Annotated in this window: 14 protein-coding genes; 5 read left to right on the top strand and 9 right to left on the bottom strand. The window is 64.9% G+C overall.

The genetic code is table 11. The features are described 5' to 3' along the window. Positions 1 to 137: 137 nt before the first annotated feature. From pqqF to nahK, 4 genes are all read left to right on the top strand, one after another. Complete coding sequence (gene pqqF / locus BLS61_RS10715) at positions 138 to 2,522, top strand: pyrroloquinoline quinone biosynthesis protein PqqF (RefSeq protein WP_090430636.1); 2,385 nt, start codon at positions 138 to 140, stop codon at positions 2,520 to 2,522. Between the two features lie 794 nt (positions 2,523 to 3,316). Next, positions 3,317 to 4,501 carry a porin gene (locus BLS61_RS10710; protein WP_090430633.1) on the top strand — a complete coding sequence of 395 codons (1,185 nt, stop codon included), beginning with the start codon at positions 3,317 to 3,319 and terminating at the stop codon, positions 4,499 to 4,501. A gap of 424 nt (positions 4,502 to 4,925) precedes the next feature. Further along, complete coding sequence (gene nosP / locus BLS61_RS10705; RefSeq protein WP_090430631.1) at positions 4,926 to 6,089, top strand: nitric oxide-sensing protein NosP; 1,164 nt, start codon at positions 4,926 to 4,928, stop codon at positions 6,087 to 6,089. Then, positions 6,058 to 8,673 (top strand): hybrid sensor histidine kinase/response regulator NahK/ErcS', encoded by a 2,616-nt coding sequence (nahK, locus tag BLS61_RS10700; RefSeq protein ID WP_090430630.1) that lies wholly within the window; start codon positions 6,058 to 6,060, stop codon positions 8,671 to 8,673. Before nosP ends, nahK begins: the two co-directional genes overlap by 32 nt. 156 nt (positions 8,674 to 8,829) lie before the next feature. Here the strand turns inward: nahK and BLS61_RS10695 are convergent, their stop codons facing one another. The 7 genes from BLS61_RS10695 to BLS61_RS10665 all read right to left on the bottom strand — a co-directional run bounded on the left by BLS61_RS10695 (position 8,830) and on the right by BLS61_RS10665 (position 14,744). Then, complete coding sequence (locus BLS61_RS10695; RefSeq protein ID WP_090430628.1) at positions 8,830 to 9,249, bottom strand: GNAT family acetyltransferase; 420 nt, start codon at positions 9,247 to 9,249, stop codon at positions 8,830 to 8,832. Between the two features lie 132 nt (positions 9,250 to 9,381). After that, the gene (locus BLS61_RS10690) at positions 9,382 to 10,047 is read right to left on the bottom strand and encodes a response regulator transcription factor (RefSeq protein ID WP_090430626.1); all 666 of its coding nucleotides are present in this window, start codon (positions 10,045 to 10,047) and stop codon (positions 9,382 to 9,384) included. 23 nt (positions 10,048 to 10,070) lie between these two features. Then, a complete protein-coding gene (locus BLS61_RS10685; protein WP_090430624.1) occupies positions 10,071 to 10,646 on the bottom strand; it encodes a PQQ-dependent catabolism-associated CXXCW motif protein in 576 nt (191 codons plus the stop codon). A 205-nt stretch (positions 10,647 to 10,851) separates the two neighbouring features. Then, on the bottom strand, positions 10,852 to 11,643 hold the full coding sequence (locus tag BLS61_RS10680; protein ID WP_090430622.1) for an ABC transporter permease: 792 nt from the start codon (positions 11,641 to 11,643) through the stop codon (positions 10,852 to 10,854). Next, entirely contained in the window at positions 11,640 to 12,500 is an 861-nt protein-coding gene (locus BLS61_RS10675) for an ABC transporter ATP-binding protein (RefSeq protein WP_090430621.1), read from the bottom strand. Before BLS61_RS10675 ends, BLS61_RS10680 begins: the two co-directional genes overlap by 4 nt. After that, a complete protein-coding gene (locus tag BLS61_RS10670; RefSeq protein ID WP_090430619.1) occupies positions 12,497 to 13,462 on the bottom strand; it encodes a YVTN family beta-propeller repeat protein in 966 nt (321 codons plus the stop codon). The genes BLS61_RS10675 and BLS61_RS10670 overlap by 4 nt, the downstream gene beginning before the upstream one ends. Before the next feature lie 100 nt (positions 13,463 to 13,562). After that, positions 13,563 to 14,744 (bottom strand): ABC transporter substrate-binding protein, encoded by a 1,182-nt coding sequence (locus tag BLS61_RS10665; RefSeq protein ID WP_090430617.1) that lies wholly within the window; start codon positions 14,742 to 14,744, stop codon positions 13,563 to 13,565. Between the two features lie 225 nt (positions 14,745 to 14,969). Between BLS61_RS10665 and BLS61_RS10660 the strand changes: the two genes are divergently transcribed. Further along, positions 14,970 to 15,407 (top strand): cupredoxin domain-containing protein, encoded by a 438-nt coding sequence (locus BLS61_RS10660; protein WP_090430615.1) that lies wholly within the window; start codon positions 14,970 to 14,972, stop codon positions 15,405 to 15,407. A 121-nt stretch (positions 15,408 to 15,528) separates the two neighbouring features. On the opposite strand, the gene BLS61_RS10655 is transcribed toward BLS61_RS10660, so the two are convergent. Continuing rightward, positions 15,529 to 15,885, bottom strand: coding sequence for a DUF7079 family protein (locus BLS61_RS10655; RefSeq protein ID WP_090430613.1), 357 nt, complete (start codon positions 15,883 to 15,885; stop codon positions 15,529 to 15,531). Next, complete coding sequence (locus BLS61_RS10650) at positions 15,870 to 16,652, bottom strand: hypothetical protein (RefSeq protein WP_090430611.1); 783 nt, start codon at positions 16,650 to 16,652, stop codon at positions 15,870 to 15,872. Before BLS61_RS10650 ends, BLS61_RS10655 begins: the two co-directional genes overlap by 16 nt. Positions 16,653 to 16,660 lie beyond the last annotated feature (8 nt).

The raw sequence follows: 16,660 nt of genomic DNA, 5'->3' as shown, positions 1-16,660 counted from the left end.
ATGCTGTCTATATATACAGTATTTGGTTTGCCCGGTTGCTGGTCAAGCCACCGATCGTCGTCCTGTCGTTCCAAAGCAGCATTGCCTGGCTCGGTCGTTTAGGCTGAAGCTGCTGGCCTGTCTTCCGAGAATGATCGATGTCGCATCTAGCTTCCGTCCCCTTACAGCGGCTGCGCCTGGCCAACGGCACCGAGCTGTGCGTGGCGCAGCAGCCCTGGGCCGAGCGCGTGGGCATCTGCCTGCGGGTGGCGGCGGGCAGTCACGACGAGCCGGCCGCGTATCCGGGGCTGGCGCACTTTCTCGAACATCTGCTGTTTCTCGGCAGCCGCGGCTATGGCGTCGAGCAGGGACTGATGGCCTATGCCCAGGGCTGCGGCGGGCAGGTCAACGCCTCGACCCAGGCGCGCCACACCGATTTCGTCTGCGCGCTGCCGGCCGAGCGCCTGCAGCCGGCGCTGGCGCGCCTGCTCGATATGCTGCGTTGGCCGCTGCTCGATGGCGCGGCGCAGCGGCGTGAACGCGAGGTGCTGGATGCCGAATACCAGGCGCGCCGCCAGGACGCCGACAGCCGCATCGATCATGCCCTCGGCCAGGCGCTGGCCGCGGGGCATCGCTGCGGCGACTTCCTGGCCGGCGATCGCACCAGCCTGGCCGTGGAACAGGCCGCGTTCCAGGACGCGCTGCAGGGCTATCACCGCCGCCATTACCAGGCCGGCAACATGCGCCTGACACTGGTCGGGCCGCAGCCGCTGGCTGAGCTGCTGGACATTGGCCGGGGCCTGCTGGAAGAGCTGCCGGCGGGTGAGGCGGTGGCGCGCGAAGCGCCGCCGTCCATGCTGCCGCTGCGGGCGCCGCGCCTGGGCCTGCAGCATGCTGTCGAAGCGCTATACCTGGGTTACGCCGTGCAGCTGGATGAACCCGGGCTGATGCCTGCGCTGGAGCTGCTGCTGGACGTGTTGCAGGACCCGGCACCCGGCGAACTGCTCGCCGGCCTGCGCGCGGCGCGGTTGTGCCGACAGCTGCAGGCGCGGGTGCTGTACCGGCATGCCGGACAGTGTCTGCTGCGCCTGGACTTCGCCGGCGCCGAGGTAGAGCGGGGCGGACAACTGATCGCCGAGCTGCAGGGCTGGCTCGCCCGGGTGCGGGTGGATGCGCTCTGGCCGGTGCGTCTGGCCGACTGGCGCCAGGCCCAGGCGTTGCGCCAGCTCGGAGCGGGGCCGCTGGCATTGGCGCGCAGCCTGCAGGAGCCCGATACGGACGACGCCAGCCTGTTGCTCACGCTCGATGCCTTGCTTGTACAGCTGGCCGAAGGCGCCGGACTGATCGAACTCGTTTGCGACAAGCAGCAGAGGCCAGCGTGGCCGGCCATTGGCCTGGCGCTGCCGCTGGCTGCATTGCCGGCGCGCGAACTGCCCGCAGCGCAGCTGAGCGGGGGGCTGGCAGCGGTCGAATCGCTGCTGGCGCTGACCGATGCGGCGTCGCCCAGCCTACCGCCTGCCCGCTTGCGTCACCATCCCGGCGCGGCCGCTGGTGGGCCGGCGGCGTTGCACTGGCGCGGCGAGATTGCCGGGCAGCATTCGCTGCCCCAGTTGCAGGCGATGCTGCAGGCGCGTATCGCCGATGTGCAACGCGCCTGCGAACGCCAGGGCGTCGCCTTGCAGCTGGGCGTCGAGGCGGGCGCCTGGAGCCTGGCGCTGCAGGGAGCCGCGGCCCTGATGCCGGCCTGCAGCGCGCGGCTGTTGCCGCTGTTGCTGGCGCCGCTGACCGAGGTGGCCGAGTCGGCAGCGGAAGGCCTGCTGCTGCGCCAATTGCTGCAGCGCCTGCCGGAGTTGGGCGGTGCCCGGGGCGGCTTGGGTCTGCAGGGGCTCAGCGTCGGCCTGGGGGAGGGCGAGCGGGCACAGCTGGAGGCGCTGTTCGCCGCGGTCGAGCCCTTGGCCGCCTGGCAGCCGCCGGCGGCGTCAAACCACGAGCTGCTGTGGCGTGAGGTGGCGCAGCCGGGCAGTGATGCGGCGCTGGTGCTGCTATGCCCGCTGGCGGATGTCGAGCCGCGCTGCGAGGCGGCCTGGCGCCTGCTCGGGCAACTGCTGCAGGGGGCCTTCTATCGCCGTCTGCGCGGCGAGCTGCAACTGAGCTATGCGCTGTTTGCCGGCTACCGCCAGGTGCAGGGCGAGCGCGCGCTGCTGTTCGCCCTGCAGTCGCCGGTGTGTGATGCGGCCGGCATCTTCGCGCATATCCGCAGCTTTCTCGACCAGCAGCGCCAGCGCATCGCCGAGCTGCCGGATGCGGAGTTCGAGCGCTGCCGCGAGGAACTGGCGCAGGCTCTGCGAACGCCCAGGGGCAATGTGGCGCGTGCCGAACAGCTGTGGCAATTGCAGCTGGCCGGACTGAATGAAGAACACCCGCAACGGGTGCGCCGGGCATTGGCCGAGTTGAGGCCGGGCGAATTGCAGGCCGCTTATGCGCAGTTGACGCAATCCAGCCGGTGGCGCGTGCTGGCCAGCGGACCGCGTTCCAACACCTGAGGACATTCTGCAAAGGCCATCTACCGTCACTCCCGCGAAGGCGGGAGCCCAGGTACTACGGAGTATTCCCCTTCGGACCGGCACAAGGGCTGTTCAGCCTTGTAGTGTGGGCCGGGCGGCGATCCGCTTTAGCCCACGCCCAACCATCGTTGGTGGGCTAAAGCCCACCCTACGGCCCTGAATGAAGAACACCCGCAACGGGTGCGCCGGGCATTGGCCGAGTTGAGGCCGGGCGAATTGCAGGCCGCTTATGCGCAGTTGACGCAATCCAGCCGGTGGCGCGGCTGGCCAGCGGGCCGCGTTCCAACACCTGAGGACATTCTGCAAAGGCCATCTACCGTCACTCCCGCGAAGGCGGGAGCCCAGGTAATACGGAGTACTCCCCTTCGGACCGATGCAAGGGCTGTTCAGCCTTGTAGGGTGGGCCGGGCGGCGATCCGCTTTAGCCCACGCCCAACCATCGTTGGTGGGCTAAAGCCCACCCTACGGGACTGGGCCGCACGTTTAAGCGCGATTTTTCTTCTCTCACGATTGCTCGGCGGCCTGTGGTGCGCGCAGCGCACCCCACGGGATGGACGCGCCGTGCGTGTCTACGCCCAAGGATTACTCGGTACTACGACCTTTCGCCCGCTACCGGTAGCGGCCCGGTCGCGGGTCGCCTGGGGCAAGCCGGGCCGGGCGCGCCAAAGCAGCAGCGAATCGCTGCCAAGGCAGCGTATGGCCGCTCAAGGCGCCTTTCGATAATCGCCTCCGACACGACTGCCCTGGCGGTCGCCACTCAAGCGGAGAGCGTTATGCACAACAACAAGATCGCCATCACTCGATTTCTGCCCCTGACTCTGGCCACTGCCGTCGCCCTGGCGACTGCGCAGCAGGCCACCGCCGAGATCGTCCTGTACGACAAGGACGACACCACTTTCTCCACCGACGGCTATATCAACGCCTTCTACGTCAACAGCGACGTGGACCGTGACGGCGAGCAGTTCGACCGTCGCCAGTCGCGGGTGAAGATGGGTTTTCTGCCCAACTGGATCGGCTTCAACTTCGGCAAGCAGATCGATGATCTGAAGCTGAGCGGTCGCTCGTCCTTCTGGGTCACCATCAACGACAGCGAAACCAATGGCACCGACACCGCCATCGACGTCCGTCAGTTCTACGGCACCGTTTCCAGCCCGGAGTGGGGTGAGGTGCTGGTGGGCAAGGACTTCGGTCTGTTCTCGCGCTCCAACATCTTCCTCGACGAGCTGCTTGCCGGGTACGGCAACGTGTCCGACACCCTTGGCCTGGTGGATGGCAACGGCGTGTCCTTCGGCAATATCGGTACCGGCTATCCGTACCCGTTCCCGACCTCGCAGATCACTTACCGCAACAACAATCTGGCTGAAGGGCTGCGCGTCGCAGTGGGCATCATGGACCCGGTCGACACCAACGACGACAGCGCCACCGGCAAGGCCTACCAGGAAAACCCGCGCTTCGAATCGGAAGTCAGCTACCAGTTCGATCTGGGCGGCTCGACCATCTACACCTGGGTCAACGGCGCCTACCAGACCTCCGAAAACACCGACGACACCGTCGACAAGGTCACCTCCAAAGGCCTGGGTTATGGCGTGCAGGCCAAGTTCGGCGGCTTGTCGCTGACCGGTTCGGGCTTCCAGGCCAAGGGCATCAACCCGTTCTTCACCAACAACCTGGGCGAGCCGACCCTGCGCGATATCGACAGCGACGGCTACCTGCTGCAGGGCTCCTACACCTGGGGCAAGAATCGTGTGGCGCTCTCCTACGGCAAGACCGAGGACGACGGCAACGGCCTGGGCGTGGCGGCGGACTACGAGACCCGCGGCATCGCCTATTTCCGCACCATCAACGACAACCTCAAGCTGGTCGCCGAGTACAACCAGTACCAGATCGACGCCGCCGCAGGCAGCGGTCTGAACGAGGACACCGACACCTTCGCCGTGGGTGCCGTGCTCAGCTGGTAAGCCACGTGGCTTGCGGACAACGGGAGGCCTGGGGCCTCCCGTTCTTTTAGGGATCGAAAGAGAAAAACCTGACGTCAGCCCGGTTCTGTAAGAACGCTGGTGCGCACGGCGCACCCTACACAGGCATGACGCCGTTTCAGGTAGGGGGTGCCATGCTCGCCAGCTTGTAGGGCAGGTGCAACCCGCCGTTTCCCCGTTGGCGGGTTGCACCCGCCCTACCTGTTTAACCATGTACGCCGGTCCGTAGGGCGCCGTCCCGGGTAGGGTGCGCCGCGCGCACCAGCGATTACCGCCCCAGCCCACCAGCCTCGCGCACGGCACACCCTACCTAGGAAGGCCCGACCCAGTACTCAAGTAGCATGGGGCGTCTGCGGCCTCCTTCGTAGAATTTCCCCATGATCAGCAGGTGCATTTGGGGCGTGATATGGCCTTGGAACAGTCGGAGGGCGTGCTTAGCGCCGTCTCCAGCACGAAGGATGTGGAATTGGCCGCCCAGGAACTGGCACGTCAGCTGATCCATCCCTATCTCGGCTTCGTGCTGTTCTTCTGCTCGGCCGAATACGATCTCGACGGCCTCGGCCAGGCGCTGGAGGCGCACTTTGGTGGCGTCAGCCTGGTGGGCTGTACCAGCGCCGGCGAGATTACCCCGCAGGGCTACGGTCGTGGCTGCGTGGTGGCGCTGGGCTTCGATCTGCGCTGCTTCTCCATCGCCAGCGTGCTAATCGACGAGATGGAGCGCTTCAATCTGCTCGATGCGCAGCAACTGGTCGATGGTCTGGTCAAGGATTGCCGCAGCAACGAGCTGGCCTCGATCAAGGGCCACAGCTTCGCCCTGACCCTGCTCGATGGGCTTTCCAGCCGCGAGGAACTGGTGCTCGGCGCGCTCAGCGCGGCGCTGGGCAGCATCCCGCACTTCGGCGGCTCGGCCGGCGACGACAACCACCTGACCCACACCCACGTCTATCACGGTGGCCGTTTCCACAGCGGTGCGGCCGTTGTGGTGCTGTTCAACACCTGGCTGGAATTCGAGGTATTCAGCACCCATCACATCCAGCCCAGTGCCGAGAAGCTGGTGGTGACCCGTGCCGACAGTGCCACGCGGCGGGTGTTTGAGCTCAATGCCGCGCCGGCCGCGCAGGAATATGCCGAGCTGATCGGCGTGCCGGTCGAGGCCCTGGATCTGCACGCGTTCGCTGCCTATCCGCTGGCAGTGCGGATCAGCGATCACTACTACGTGCGCTCGATCCAGCAGGTGCATGACGACCTCAGCCTGACCTTCTACTGCGCGGTGGAGAACGGCATCGTCCTCACCGCCATGCGCCCGGGCCCCCTGCTGCCGAACCTTGCGCAGCTGTTCGCCGGGCTGGAGCAGCGCCTCGGTCCGCTGCTGCTGACCATCGGTTGCGACTGCTTTCTGCGTCGCCTGGAGATCGAGAACGATGGCGGCGTCGAGTCGGTCGCCACACTGCTGCGCCAGCAGCGGGTGATCGGCTTCAACACCTACGGAGAGCAGTTCAATGGCATGCACATCAACCAGACTTTCACCGGTGTCGCCATTGGCCGACCTATTGGGCGCGGCGAGCGCTGAGCTGCAGGCACGCTGTGCGGCGCTGGAGCAGGAAAACGCCAAGCTCAAGCGCATCAACGCCGCGCTGATCGAGCGGGTCGAGTCGATCCATTCCCGTGGCGATGATGCCTACGCGGCCTTCCAACATTCGGTGGTGCTGTCCGAGCAGGTGCGCGAGCGCACCGACGCGCTGAACCAGGCGATGGCCGAACTGAAATCCAGCAACCAGTTGCTCAGTGATGCGCGGTTGCGCGCCGAGACTGCCCACCAGCACCTGATTGACGCCATCGAGAGTATTTCCGATGCCTTCGTGCTGTTCGACAATCGCCAGCGCATCGTCCTCTTCAACAGCCGCTTCAAGGCATTGTGGGCGCGCAGCCGCGCGCGCATCGGCACGGGCACGCGGCTGGAGGAGATCAAGCGCCTGAGCCGCAGCACCGGGCTGGTGGTGGAGGCACAGCTGGGCAAGGAGGGCGAGCCGAGCCTGTTCCGTCTGCAGGATGGGCGCTGGGTGCAGGTCAGCGAGCGGCCGACCCGCGAAGGCGGGCTGGTGATCCTCTACACCGACATCACCGAGGTGAAGCAGAGCGAGGCGCTGCGCCGCGAGCAGGCCCTGGCGCAGAAGTCGCGCCTGCTGCAGCGCGCGGTCGACAACCTGTCGCAGGGCATGGCCATGGTCAATGCCGAGGGCGCGCTGGAGTTGTGGAACCACCGTTTCCTCGAACTCTGCGGGCTGGCGCCGATCAGCGCGCATCGGCCCTTCGCCGACGTGATGGCCGAGAGCGAGCTGGAGCCGCTGACCCCGGACAGCCGCGATGCCGCTGGCAAGCCAATGCGTCAGGTGGAGGTGCGTCTGTTCGACGGACGCATGCTGGAAGTGCGCACCCATCCGCTGCCTACCGGCGGCTTCGTCAATACCTTCACCGATATCACCGAGCGTCATCGCCAGGCCCAGGCGCTGAGCGACAGCGAGCGCTGGATCCGCCTGATCACCGACCACGTGCCGGCGCTGATCGCCTATCTGTCGGCCGATCTGGTCTACGAATTCACCAACAAGGTCTACGAGGAATGGTACTGCTGGCCGCGCGGCGCCATGCTCGGCCAGAGCCTGCGCGAAGTGCACAGCGAGGAGCATTGCCAGCGCCTGGAGCCCTACGTCGAGCTGGCGCTGTCCGGCGAGAGCGTGACCTTCGAATTCGCCGAAACCAACCACAACGGCCAGGAGCGCTACATGCTGCGTTCCTACGTGCCCAATCGCCAGGCCAGTGGCGAGGTGGTCGGCATCTTCGTGCTGATCCGCGATATCACCGAGCGCCGCCGCACTGCCGAGGCGCTGCACCAGGCCTACCAGCATCTGGAGCAGCGCGTGCGCGAGCGTACCGCCGAGCTGACCACGGTGAACGACCAGCTGCGCCGCGAGATCGACGAGCGCACGCAGATGGAGGCACGCCTGCGTGAGGCCAAGGGCGAGGCCGAGCAGGCCAACCTGTCCAAGACCAAGTTCCTCGCCGCGGTCAGCCACGATCTGCTGCAGCCGCTCAACGCCGCGCGGTTGTTCACCAGTGCGCTGCTGGAGAAGAAGGACCTGTCCGGCTGCGCACCGCTGGTGCGCAACGTCAGCAACTCGCTGGAAGACGTCGAGAGCCTGCTCGGTACGCTGGTGGACATCTCCAAGCTCGATGCCGGGGTGATCAAGCCGGATATCGCGCCGTTCGCCGTCAGCGAGCTGCTGGAAAACCTGGCTGCCGAGTACCACCAGATCGCCCGCAGCGAGGGCCTGCGTCTGGACTACCTGCCCAGCTCGGCGCTGGTACGCAGCGACGTGCAGCTGCTGGCGCGGATTCTGCGCAACTTCCTTAGCAACGCCATTCGCTACACCGCCAGCGGGCGCATCCTGCTGGGCTGCCGGCGGCGCGGCAACAGCCTGTCCATCGAGGTCTGGGACACCGGCATCGGCATCGCCCAGGACAAGCTCGGCGAGATTTTCCAGGAGTTCAAACGCGGCGATAACGTGCAGCGCAAGCAGGACCGCGGCCTGGGCCTGGGCCTGGCGATCGTCGAGAAGATCGCACGCATGCTTGGCCACCGCATTCGCGTGGCGTCGCAGCAGGGCAGGGGCTCGATGTTCGCCGTCGAGGTGCCGCTGACCCGCCGTGCACCCCGCGCGCGCAGGGTGCAGGACAGCCCGGATCAGTTGCTCGAACGCCTCAGCGGCGCGCGGGTCTGGGTGCTGGATAACGACGCGGCGATCTGCGCCGGCATGCGCACCCTGCTCGAAGGCTGGGGCTGCCGCGTGGTTACTGCGCTGTCCGAAGAAGACCTGGCGCGCCAGGTGGACAACTACCACGCCGAGGCCGACCTGCTGATCGCCGACTATCACCTGGACGACGAGCGCAATGGTGTCGACGCCGTGGCGCAGATCAACGCCCGACGCAGCACGCCGCTACCGGCGCTGATGATCACCGCCAACTACAGCAACGAGCTCAAGCAGCAGATGCGCGAACTCGGCCACAGCCTGCTGCACAAACCGGTGCGGCCGATGAAACTGAAGGCGGCGATGAGTCATTTGATGGAGCGTGGGGCGGGGGGGGTGAGATCGCTATAAGTCCAGGTGCGCACGGCGCACCCTACGCGGGATTGAGGCAGCCGATGCGTCTGGCGTAGTGCAGGATCATCGTAGGGTGCGCCATGCGCACCGAGCGTACGGGGACTTGGTGCGCACGGCACACCCTACGGATTCGCCGCCCGTATCGGCAACCCGTCAATCATCCGCAATCAGCCGCTTACCGAGGCTGACCGAGGCGTCGATCTTGTAGCCAAGCCGCTCGTAGAAGGCCAAGGCCGCGGTGTTGGTGTCGCGCACCTGCAGGCTGAGTTTGGGACAGCCCATGGCCAGCAACTGTTCTTCGATATACGCCATCAACTGACGGGCCAGGCCCTGCTGGCGCCGCTGCGGGCACACCGCCAGGTAGTTGACCCAGCCACGATGGCCTTCGTAGCCAGCCATGGCCGAGGCCACCAGTTTGCCGTCGATTTCCCCAACCAGAAACAGCTCAGGCTGCACCTTGAGCTTGCGCTGGATGTCCTTGTGCGGATCGTTCCACGGGCGGGTCAGGCCGCAGCGTTGCCAGAGGTCGACGACGGCGGCTTCGTCGGAGAGCTGGAAGGGGCGGATGTGCATGGTGGGCTCCAATCGGTGAGGCCGCCGTTTTAGCACGGGTTGATGGCAGGAGTCAGGACAACCTCGTGCGTCACTCCCGCGAAGGCGGGAGCCCAGAGGTTGCGCGCGGGATCGACGCTCACTCTTGCGCAGCTAGCGCCGCAGATAGGAGGCGAAGTCGATATCGCCGGCCGAGAGAATCGCCTGCACACGGTTATGCACGCCCAGCTTGCGCAGGATGGCCGAAACGTGGGCTTTGACGGTGGTTTCGGCGATATCCAGGCTGTAGGCGATCTGCTTGTTCGACTCGCCCTTGGTCATGCGCTCGAGCACCAGCAGTTGCTTGCGCGTCAGCGCCTGCAGCAGCTCCGGCGGAATGCTGTGGGTGTCGTGGTGCGGGCGCGAGCTGCCGCTCTTCTGTGAGCGGATGATGTCCGGCGGCAGGTAGACGTTGCCGTCGAGGATCTGCGCGATGGCGTCGGTCATCTGCGTCCGCGGCGAGGATTTGGTGATGAAACCCACCGCGCCATAGGTGATGGCCTGCAGCACGATCTGCTTGTCCTGCTCGGCGGAGACGATCACTACCGGGATGGTCGGCGCCTCGTTGCGCAGGTTCATCAACCCGCCCAGGCCGTGCATGCCGGGCATGTTCAGGTCGAGCAGGATCAGATCCAGGTCGTCGTGGCTCTGGGTCAGCTCCAGGGCGCTGTCCAGGTCGGCGGTTTCCATGATCTCGCTGCCGGGAAACCCGTCGGCGATGACGTTATGGATGGCTTCGCGAAACAGCGGGTGGTCGTCGGCAATCAGAATCTTGTACATGGCCTTGCACCTCGTTGTTGTGATTATGGTGTGGCGGTGGGCGTGAGGAAAGCAGCAGGCAGTTCGGCAGGTTGAGCGGGCACCAGCGGCAGGCCGGCCTGCTCCCAGGCATCGACGCCATCACGGTACCAGTACAGCTGGCGATAACCCAGAGTGTAGGCACGGCGTGCGGCGTTCCAGCTCAGCCAGCAGTCGGAGCGGCAGTAGAAGACGAAGGGATGGCGCAGATCGCCACCGCTGGCCTGGTGCAGGTAATGAGCCAGGTAGCGCTGCCATAGCGCTGCGAGATTGCCGTTACCGGTGTTGGCCAGCCACAGGCTGCCGGGCAGGTTGGCGTGGGGCTCGTCGTCGATGAATCGCTCGTTCAGCCAGGTGCGCCGGTAGACGTCGATCAGGTGGGTTTCCGGGCGCTCGGCCAGGAGTTGCTGCAGGGCGCGGGTGTCCAGGGTTTGCACGCCGTCCAGGCTGGCCGGCGTCGGGCTGCGGTATTGGCTGCTGCGGTAGCCTTCGGCATCGAAAAGCTCTTCTGACTGCACGGCACAGACCAGCAGCAGCGAGACGAACATCAGGCCTGCGCGCAGGGGCAGACGGTACTTCATGGCGAGGTCTCTACTTATTGTTGTGGTGGTATTACAGGCCATGGTCGCAGGCTTGGGAATTCTACGTTGGAGAGGAAAACCAGTACCAAAGTAGTAGGGCGGTCAGTGGGTAGGGCGGGTTGCACCCGCCGCCGCGCCATTGGCGGGTTGCACCCGCCCTACGGATACGTTGATGCTCCCACGCTTTGCGTGGGAACGATCATGTTCAGCCCGCCTTGCGCAGCGCCGCGTGCTGCGGGTTGAAGGTGACCACGGCGAGCAGGGTGAGCAGCAGCGTCAGGCCGATACATACTGCCAGCGCCTCGACATGCAGGCGCAGGTACAGCGCGTTGCGCACCAGCTCAACGGCATGGGTGAAGGGGTTGGCCGCGCACAGCCAGTACAGCCACTCGCTGGACTCGCGCATCTTCCACAACGGGTACAGCGCCGACGACAGGAAGAACATGGGGAAGATGACGAAATTCATCACCCCGGCGAAGTTCTCCAGTTGCCGTATGCCGTTGGACAGCAGCAAGCCCAGTGCGCTGAGCAGCAGCGCCACCAGCAGCAGCGCCGGCAGTGCGGCGAGCAGGCCCCATGCCGGCGGTTGCACACCATAGACCCAGGCGATGGCGAGGAAGGCATAGACCTGCAGCAGCGAGATCAGCGCCGTGGCCAGCAGCTTGGCTACCAGCAGGAAGGCGCGCGGCAGCGGGCTGGTGAGCAGCACGCGCATGCTGCCCATCTCGCGGTCGTAGACCATCGACAGCGAGCCCTGCATACCGTTGAACAGCAGGATCATGCAGGCCAGGCCCGGCACGATGTAGGTGTCGTAGGTGATGTAGGTGTCGTACGGCTCGATGATGGCGATGCCCAGCGCGGCGCGAAAGCCGGCGGCGAACACCAGCAGCCACAGCAGCGGGCGCACCAGGGCGCTGAGAAAGCGCGAGCGCTGCAGGACGAAGCGCAGCCATTCGCGCAGGACGATGCCGCGCAGGCATTCCCAGTAGGCGCTCATGGTTGCGGCTCCTTTGCGGAATCTGTGGGTGGTGTGGACTGAGTGGGAGGGGCTTTAGCCGCGATACCCTCGATATTGGAAATTTCGCGGCTAAAGCCCCTCCCACCACTGGGCCGCAGCGCCTCGCGCACATGGCCGCGGCCGAGGGCCTCGTCGCCGGTCAGGCGGGCGAAACTGATGGCCAGGTCGTCGCCGAACTGGCTGGCCTTGCCCCAGGCCACGCGCTCGCCGCGGTGCAGGATCAGCAGGTCGTCGCTGGGCTCGATCTCATCCAGCAGATGGGTGGTCCACAGCACGCACAACCCCTGCTCGCGGCACAGGTTGCGCACGTGCCGGCCCAGCGCCAGGCGGCTGGCCGGGTCGAGCCCGGCGCTGGCCTCGTCGAGCAGCAGCAGGCGTGGTTGATGGAGCAGGGCGCGGGCGATTTCCACGCGGCGGCGGTGGCCGCCGTTGAGCGTGCGCACCTTGTCATGACGGCGCTCAGCGAGATCCTGACGCAGCAGTTCCTCGTCGATACGTGCCTGCGCCTCGCGGCGCGGCATTCCGTGCAGCGCGGCGTGATAGGCGAGGTTCTGCTGCACCGACAGGTCGAGATCCAGCGTGCTCTGCTGGAACACCACGCCGAGCTGGCGCAGCGCCTGGCGCGGTTCGTCGCGCAGGCTGTGGCCGAAGATGCGGATGTCGCCCTGCTGCAGGTCGTACAGGCGAGTGAGCAGGGCGATCAGCGTGGACTTGCCGGCGCCGTTGGGGCCGAGCAGGGTGCCGAAACGCCCTGGCGCCAGCTCGAAGGTCAGGTCTTTGAGCGCCTGGCGGGCGCCATAGGCGAAACCGACGCTGCTCACCTGAAGCGCATTCATGGCGTTACCACCACGCCCCAGGGGTAGCGACCGACCTTGATCGACTTGGTCACCTTGAGCGCATCGACGTCGATCACCGACACATCGCCGCTGACGCCGTTGGTGGTCAGCAGGCGCTTCTGATCCGGGGTGAACGCCAGGTGCCAGACACGCCGGCCGACCAGCAGGTAGTCGAGAATCTCGAAGGTCCTGGCGTCCACCACCGCCACATGGTTGGCCGGGCCGAGGGCGACGAAGGCGTACTTGCCGTCGTCGGTGAGCTTGACTCCGACCGGCTGCACCTTGTCCGGGTGCACGCCCTTGATGGCGAAGTTGAGCACCTTGAGTACCTGGCGCGAGTCCACGTCCAGCACCGTCACCGTGCCGCCGATCTCGGCCGATGCCCACAGGCGCTTGCCGTCCTTGTCGAACTCGACGTGACGCGGGCGCTGGTCGACCAGCGTGTTGTCCACCAGTTGCTGGGTGCTGGTGTCGATCCAGTGCAGCATGTTGGTGGTTTCGCTGGTGTTGACCGCCCACTTGCCGTCCGGGCTCACCGCCATGCCTTCGGGCTCCACGCCCACTTCGATCTGCGCCAGCACCTCGTCGCTCTGGGTGTCGACCACGGTGACCAGCGCATCGTCCTCGTTGGAGATGTACAGCCAGCGGTCGTTGGGGTGCAGGGCGAATTGCTCGGGGTCGGCGCCGGAGGGCAGTTCCTTGATGATCTTGCGTGTGGCCAGGTCCATTACCTGTACCCGGTCCGAATCGCTGGCGCAGATGTACAGCAGCTTGTTGTCGGAGGACAGCAGCAGGCCGCGCGGGCGCATGCCGACGGCCAGGGTGTCGGTGACCTCCAGCGTGTTCAGGTCGATCACGCTGATGCTGTCGTCCTTCTCGTTGGACACGTAGGCAGTGGCGGCCAGGGCCGAGTGGCAGGCCAGGCCGAAGGCGACGGCGCAGGCGAGACGGGTAAGGCGCATGGGGTTGATCCTCTTGTTATGGTCGTTTGCGGCCGTGTTATGGCCGGTGCGCACGGCGCACCCTACGGTCGGCGTGCTGTAGGGTGCGCCGCGCGCACCATTAACCAGCCTCTCCCGCTAGATCGCACTTCACCTCAGGCCGGTCGTAGCCGAGGCTGTCCATCTCGTTGCTGGGATGCAGGAAGCCGTCCTGCGGCGAGGTGCTGACCAGGGCGCGCGGGTGTACCAGCGGGATCGGTTGGCGCAGCTCGCCGTTCCACGGGCGGAAGCTCAGCTTGCGCCCCTTGAAACCATCCAGCGGCAGTTGTTCGTTCAGCAGCAGGTGGCGGATGGCCTGCGGGTCGGCGGCGCGCAGCTTGGTCACGGCGGCGGCGACGCTGCGTACGGCCATCCAGGCGGCGAAGTCGCGGTCGTTCATCCAGCGCCCGGCCAGCTCTTCGAAGCGCTTCTGCAACTGCGCGGCGCCGAAGGTTTCCACCGTCTTGTGCCAGGCGGTAGGGGTCAGGCCCTGAGTGCCGGCTACGGGGCGTGGATACCAGGTGTTGTAGGGCAGGTATTCGCCGAAGTCGCCGCGCTCGTCGGCCACCAGCACCACGTCGTACTCGCTGGCCTGGGTGAACAGCGGCATCTCGGCCTGGGCGCTGCGGCGCTGATCGGTGTCGAAGCTCCACGGCTTCTCGGCGACGATCCTGTGGCCGAAGCGTTTGGCGGCGCGTTTGAGGGCGTCGGCGTAGGCGATGTCGTCCTCGGTGCTGCCGGTTACCAGCAGCCAGCGTGTCCATTTGCGTACGGCGAGGAACTGCGCCAGGGCGTCGGCCAGCATGGCGCGGCTGGGCAGGGTGTGCAGCACGTTGCCCAGGCAGTGTGCGCGGCGCAGGCCGTCGTCGGCACTGCCGGCATTGAACAGCAGGCTGTCCGGCAGGCGCTGGCTGAGCTGGCGCAGGGTGGCGGCCGGGGCGTTGACCACGAACAGGCGGATGCCGGCCTGATGCTGGCGCTCGGCGGCGGCGAGCAGCTCGTCAGCCTGGTCGCTCTCGGCGCTCTGCAACTCGAATTGCTGCTTGAGGAAGCGCCCGGTGCTGTTGCTGTCGATGATCGCCAGCTCGGCGCCACGGCGGCCGGCGTCGCTCGGCTCGGGAATGACGTTGGACAGCAGCGGCCCGCGTGGCGGCAGATGCGCCAGATAGCCAATGCGCACCTGCAGCTCGTTCGCGCTGGAGCCGGCCGCCACACCGAACGCGGCGGCGAGGCAGAACAACAGGCGGCAACTGATCCGGTGCATCGGGCGACTCCTGCAGAGGGTGTCGCCAGCATAGGAAGCGCTTACGGCTCGGGAAATATGCCCAAGGTAGCGCCGGACACGTACGAAGGTCGTAGTCCGTCACGCCAATTGGCGCGCCAAACCTGCCCAAAGTACCAGCGTGTCAGTACCAAGGTAGTAACCCGGTGCGCGCCTTTACTTCCTAGCATGGCAGGCAACGTCCAATAACAAGAACGGGTGAACGCCATGCGTATTCTCAAGGCCCTGCTGCTGCCCTTGCTGCTGATCATCAGCCTGCTCGGCGTCGATCAACTGCACGCCGCCGGTGACATGACCCGCCGCCCGCTGGCATTGCCTGACCTGGTGCTGGGTAACGAGGACAGCGACTACTTCATGTCGCAGACCGAGTACCAGCTGGAAACCGGCCAGGCCTACCAGCTCAAGATCATCGCCAGCGGCCAGAAGGAATACGCCTTCCAGGCGCCGGAGTTCGCCACTTCCATTTACTTGCGCAAGGTCGAGGCCGGCGGCGTGGAGATAAAGGCGGTCACCCTGACCGAACTGGAATTCGAGGATGCCGGCGAAGCGGAGATCTTCTTCCTGCCGGTCAAGCCGGGCAAATACCGCTTCTACGCCAAGGGTCTGGAAGGCAAGGGCATGCTCGGGTACTTCGTGGTCAAGTAGCGTGGTCAGGTAGATGACTGCTCTGGGCCGCATCAACCTCGGCGTCAGCCTGCTGTTCGGGCTGGTGACCCTGGCCGGGCTTGCCAGTGATGGATGAAAAAGCTTCGTCCACCGATTCATCTCAAAGCCTGCGAGAAATTTCCTCCCAAAAGTAGGCGTAGTTGAATTTAAGCCAGGCAACCAGAGCTTTATCGGCTTGCCGGCGAATCCAGCTGTTCTTCCTTGCTATCAGCCTCTGTTCGATCATGGCGTTGAGTGATTCAGGCTCAAAACCCGTCCAGACGGAGGGTACGGCGGCAGCGATATTCGTAAAGCATACCGGCGCTACTTCTGAGTAGAGAATCTCATAGAGAATGTCCGGCTCGATATCTTTTACTTCTTGGACTATGGCGTCGTAGTCTACCGGGAAGTCATTGAATAGGTCGGATAGCGCGACTCTAGCGGCGGTACGTTTTGACTGGCTTAAAAGATATCCCAATGCGAAAACTCCTCAAGCTCCTCATCTAGTGAGTCTGCAACTGCGCCACCTGCAACTCCGCCTGCGATCGAGCCTGCCAATACAACAGCGATTGCGCAAACAGGAGCCCCTGGGCCACAAAGTGCGCTGACTCCGAGGCCGGCGAGAACACCTCCGATTGCGCCGCCACTGATAATGATGCCTTGGCGTGCTGTTTCTTTTACTTTGTTGTCTGCATTCAATATTTGATAGGTCGCCAAGGCTGCCGTTATTAGGACGCCCAATTTGCCCATGATGAGCATTTTTTTCGTGCCCTTGGTGAACTTGGCATCATCTCGGCCAGCGGCTTCCAGAATGCTGTAGTGTACTTTCGCCTGTTCTGCACTGGAAAGGGTATGGTAAGGCTTTTTAAAAAGACGCTCTGAGTAGCGATCAAAAAGCGATTGAAGCGTTCGACCATCTGATTTTTTCTTTTGAACAATTGCCAGGCCTTGAGCGGAAGTGAATTTTCGATGTTCCATCATGATCTTGTTTCTCATCTCATGACTGAACTGAACGCCGTCCATGGCGCTAATCTTCCCTGCTTTTACATCATCCAGAACTTGTTGTGACATACGCTTGATGTTTCTCAGGTAGCTGGCTCTGACCTTTTCGTCAGAGATCGCATCCATGGAGAATCGAAATGCAGCGCCCTCCATGAGTTCCAACGCCCTGTCAAGGGGGGAGTCATTGAGCGCGTATTCACGTTGGACGACATAGCTACCAGTGACAAGGTAGGGCTCTGTCATAGGATCAT

The organism is Ectopseudomonas guguanensis, from assembly GCF_900104265.1.
Lineage (GTDB): Bacteria > Pseudomonadota > Gammaproteobacteria > Pseudomonadales > Pseudomonadaceae > Aquipseudomonas > Aquipseudomonas guguanensis.
This window is presented reverse-complemented; position numbering and strand designations above follow the sequence as displayed.

Coding starts and splice junctions, on each gene's coding strand:
- BLS61_RS10660 (WP_090430615.1), top strand. CDS start 14,970: ATGCGTATTCTCAAGGCCCTGCTGCTGCCCTTGCTGCTGATCATCAGC.
- BLS61_RS10665 (WP_090430617.1), bottom strand. CDS start 14,744: ATGCACCGGATCAGTTGCCGCCTGTTGTTCTGCCTCGCCGCCGCGTTC.
- BLS61_RS10670 (WP_090430619.1), bottom strand. CDS start 13,462: ATGCGCCTTACCCGTCTCGCCTGCGCCGTCGCCTTCGGCCTGGCCTGC.
- BLS61_RS10675 (WP_090430621.1), bottom strand. CDS start 12,500: ATGAATGCGCTTCAGGTGAGCAGCGTCGGTTTCGCCTATGGCGCCCGC.
- BLS61_RS10690 (WP_090430626.1), bottom strand. CDS start 10,047: ATGTACAAGATTCTGATTGCCGACGACCACCCGCTGTTTCGCGAAGCC.
- BLS61_RS10650 (WP_090430611.1), bottom strand. CDS start 16,652: ATGACAGAGCCCTACCTTGTCACTGGTAGCTATGTCGTCCAACGTGAA.
- BLS61_RS10710 (WP_090430633.1), top strand. CDS start 3,317: ATGCACAACAACAAGATCGCCATCACTCGATTTCTGCCCCTGACTCTG.
- BLS61_RS10695 (WP_090430628.1), bottom strand. CDS start 9,249: ATGCACATCCGCCCCTTCCAGCTCTCCGACGAAGCCGCCGTCGTCGAC.
- BLS61_RS10680 (WP_090430622.1), bottom strand. CDS start 11,643: ATGAGCGCCTACTGGGAATGCCTGCGCGGCATCGTCCTGCGCGAATGG.
- pqqF (WP_090430636.1), top strand. CDS start 138: ATGTCGCATCTAGCTTCCGTCCCCTTACAGCGGCTGCGCCTGGCCAAC.
- nosP (WP_090430631.1), top strand. CDS start 4,926: ATGGCCTTGGAACAGTCGGAGGGCGTGCTTAGCGCCGTCTCCAGCACG.
- BLS61_RS10685 (WP_090430624.1), bottom strand. CDS start 10,646: ATGAAGTACCGTCTGCCCCTGCGCGCAGGCCTGATGTTCGTCTCGCTG.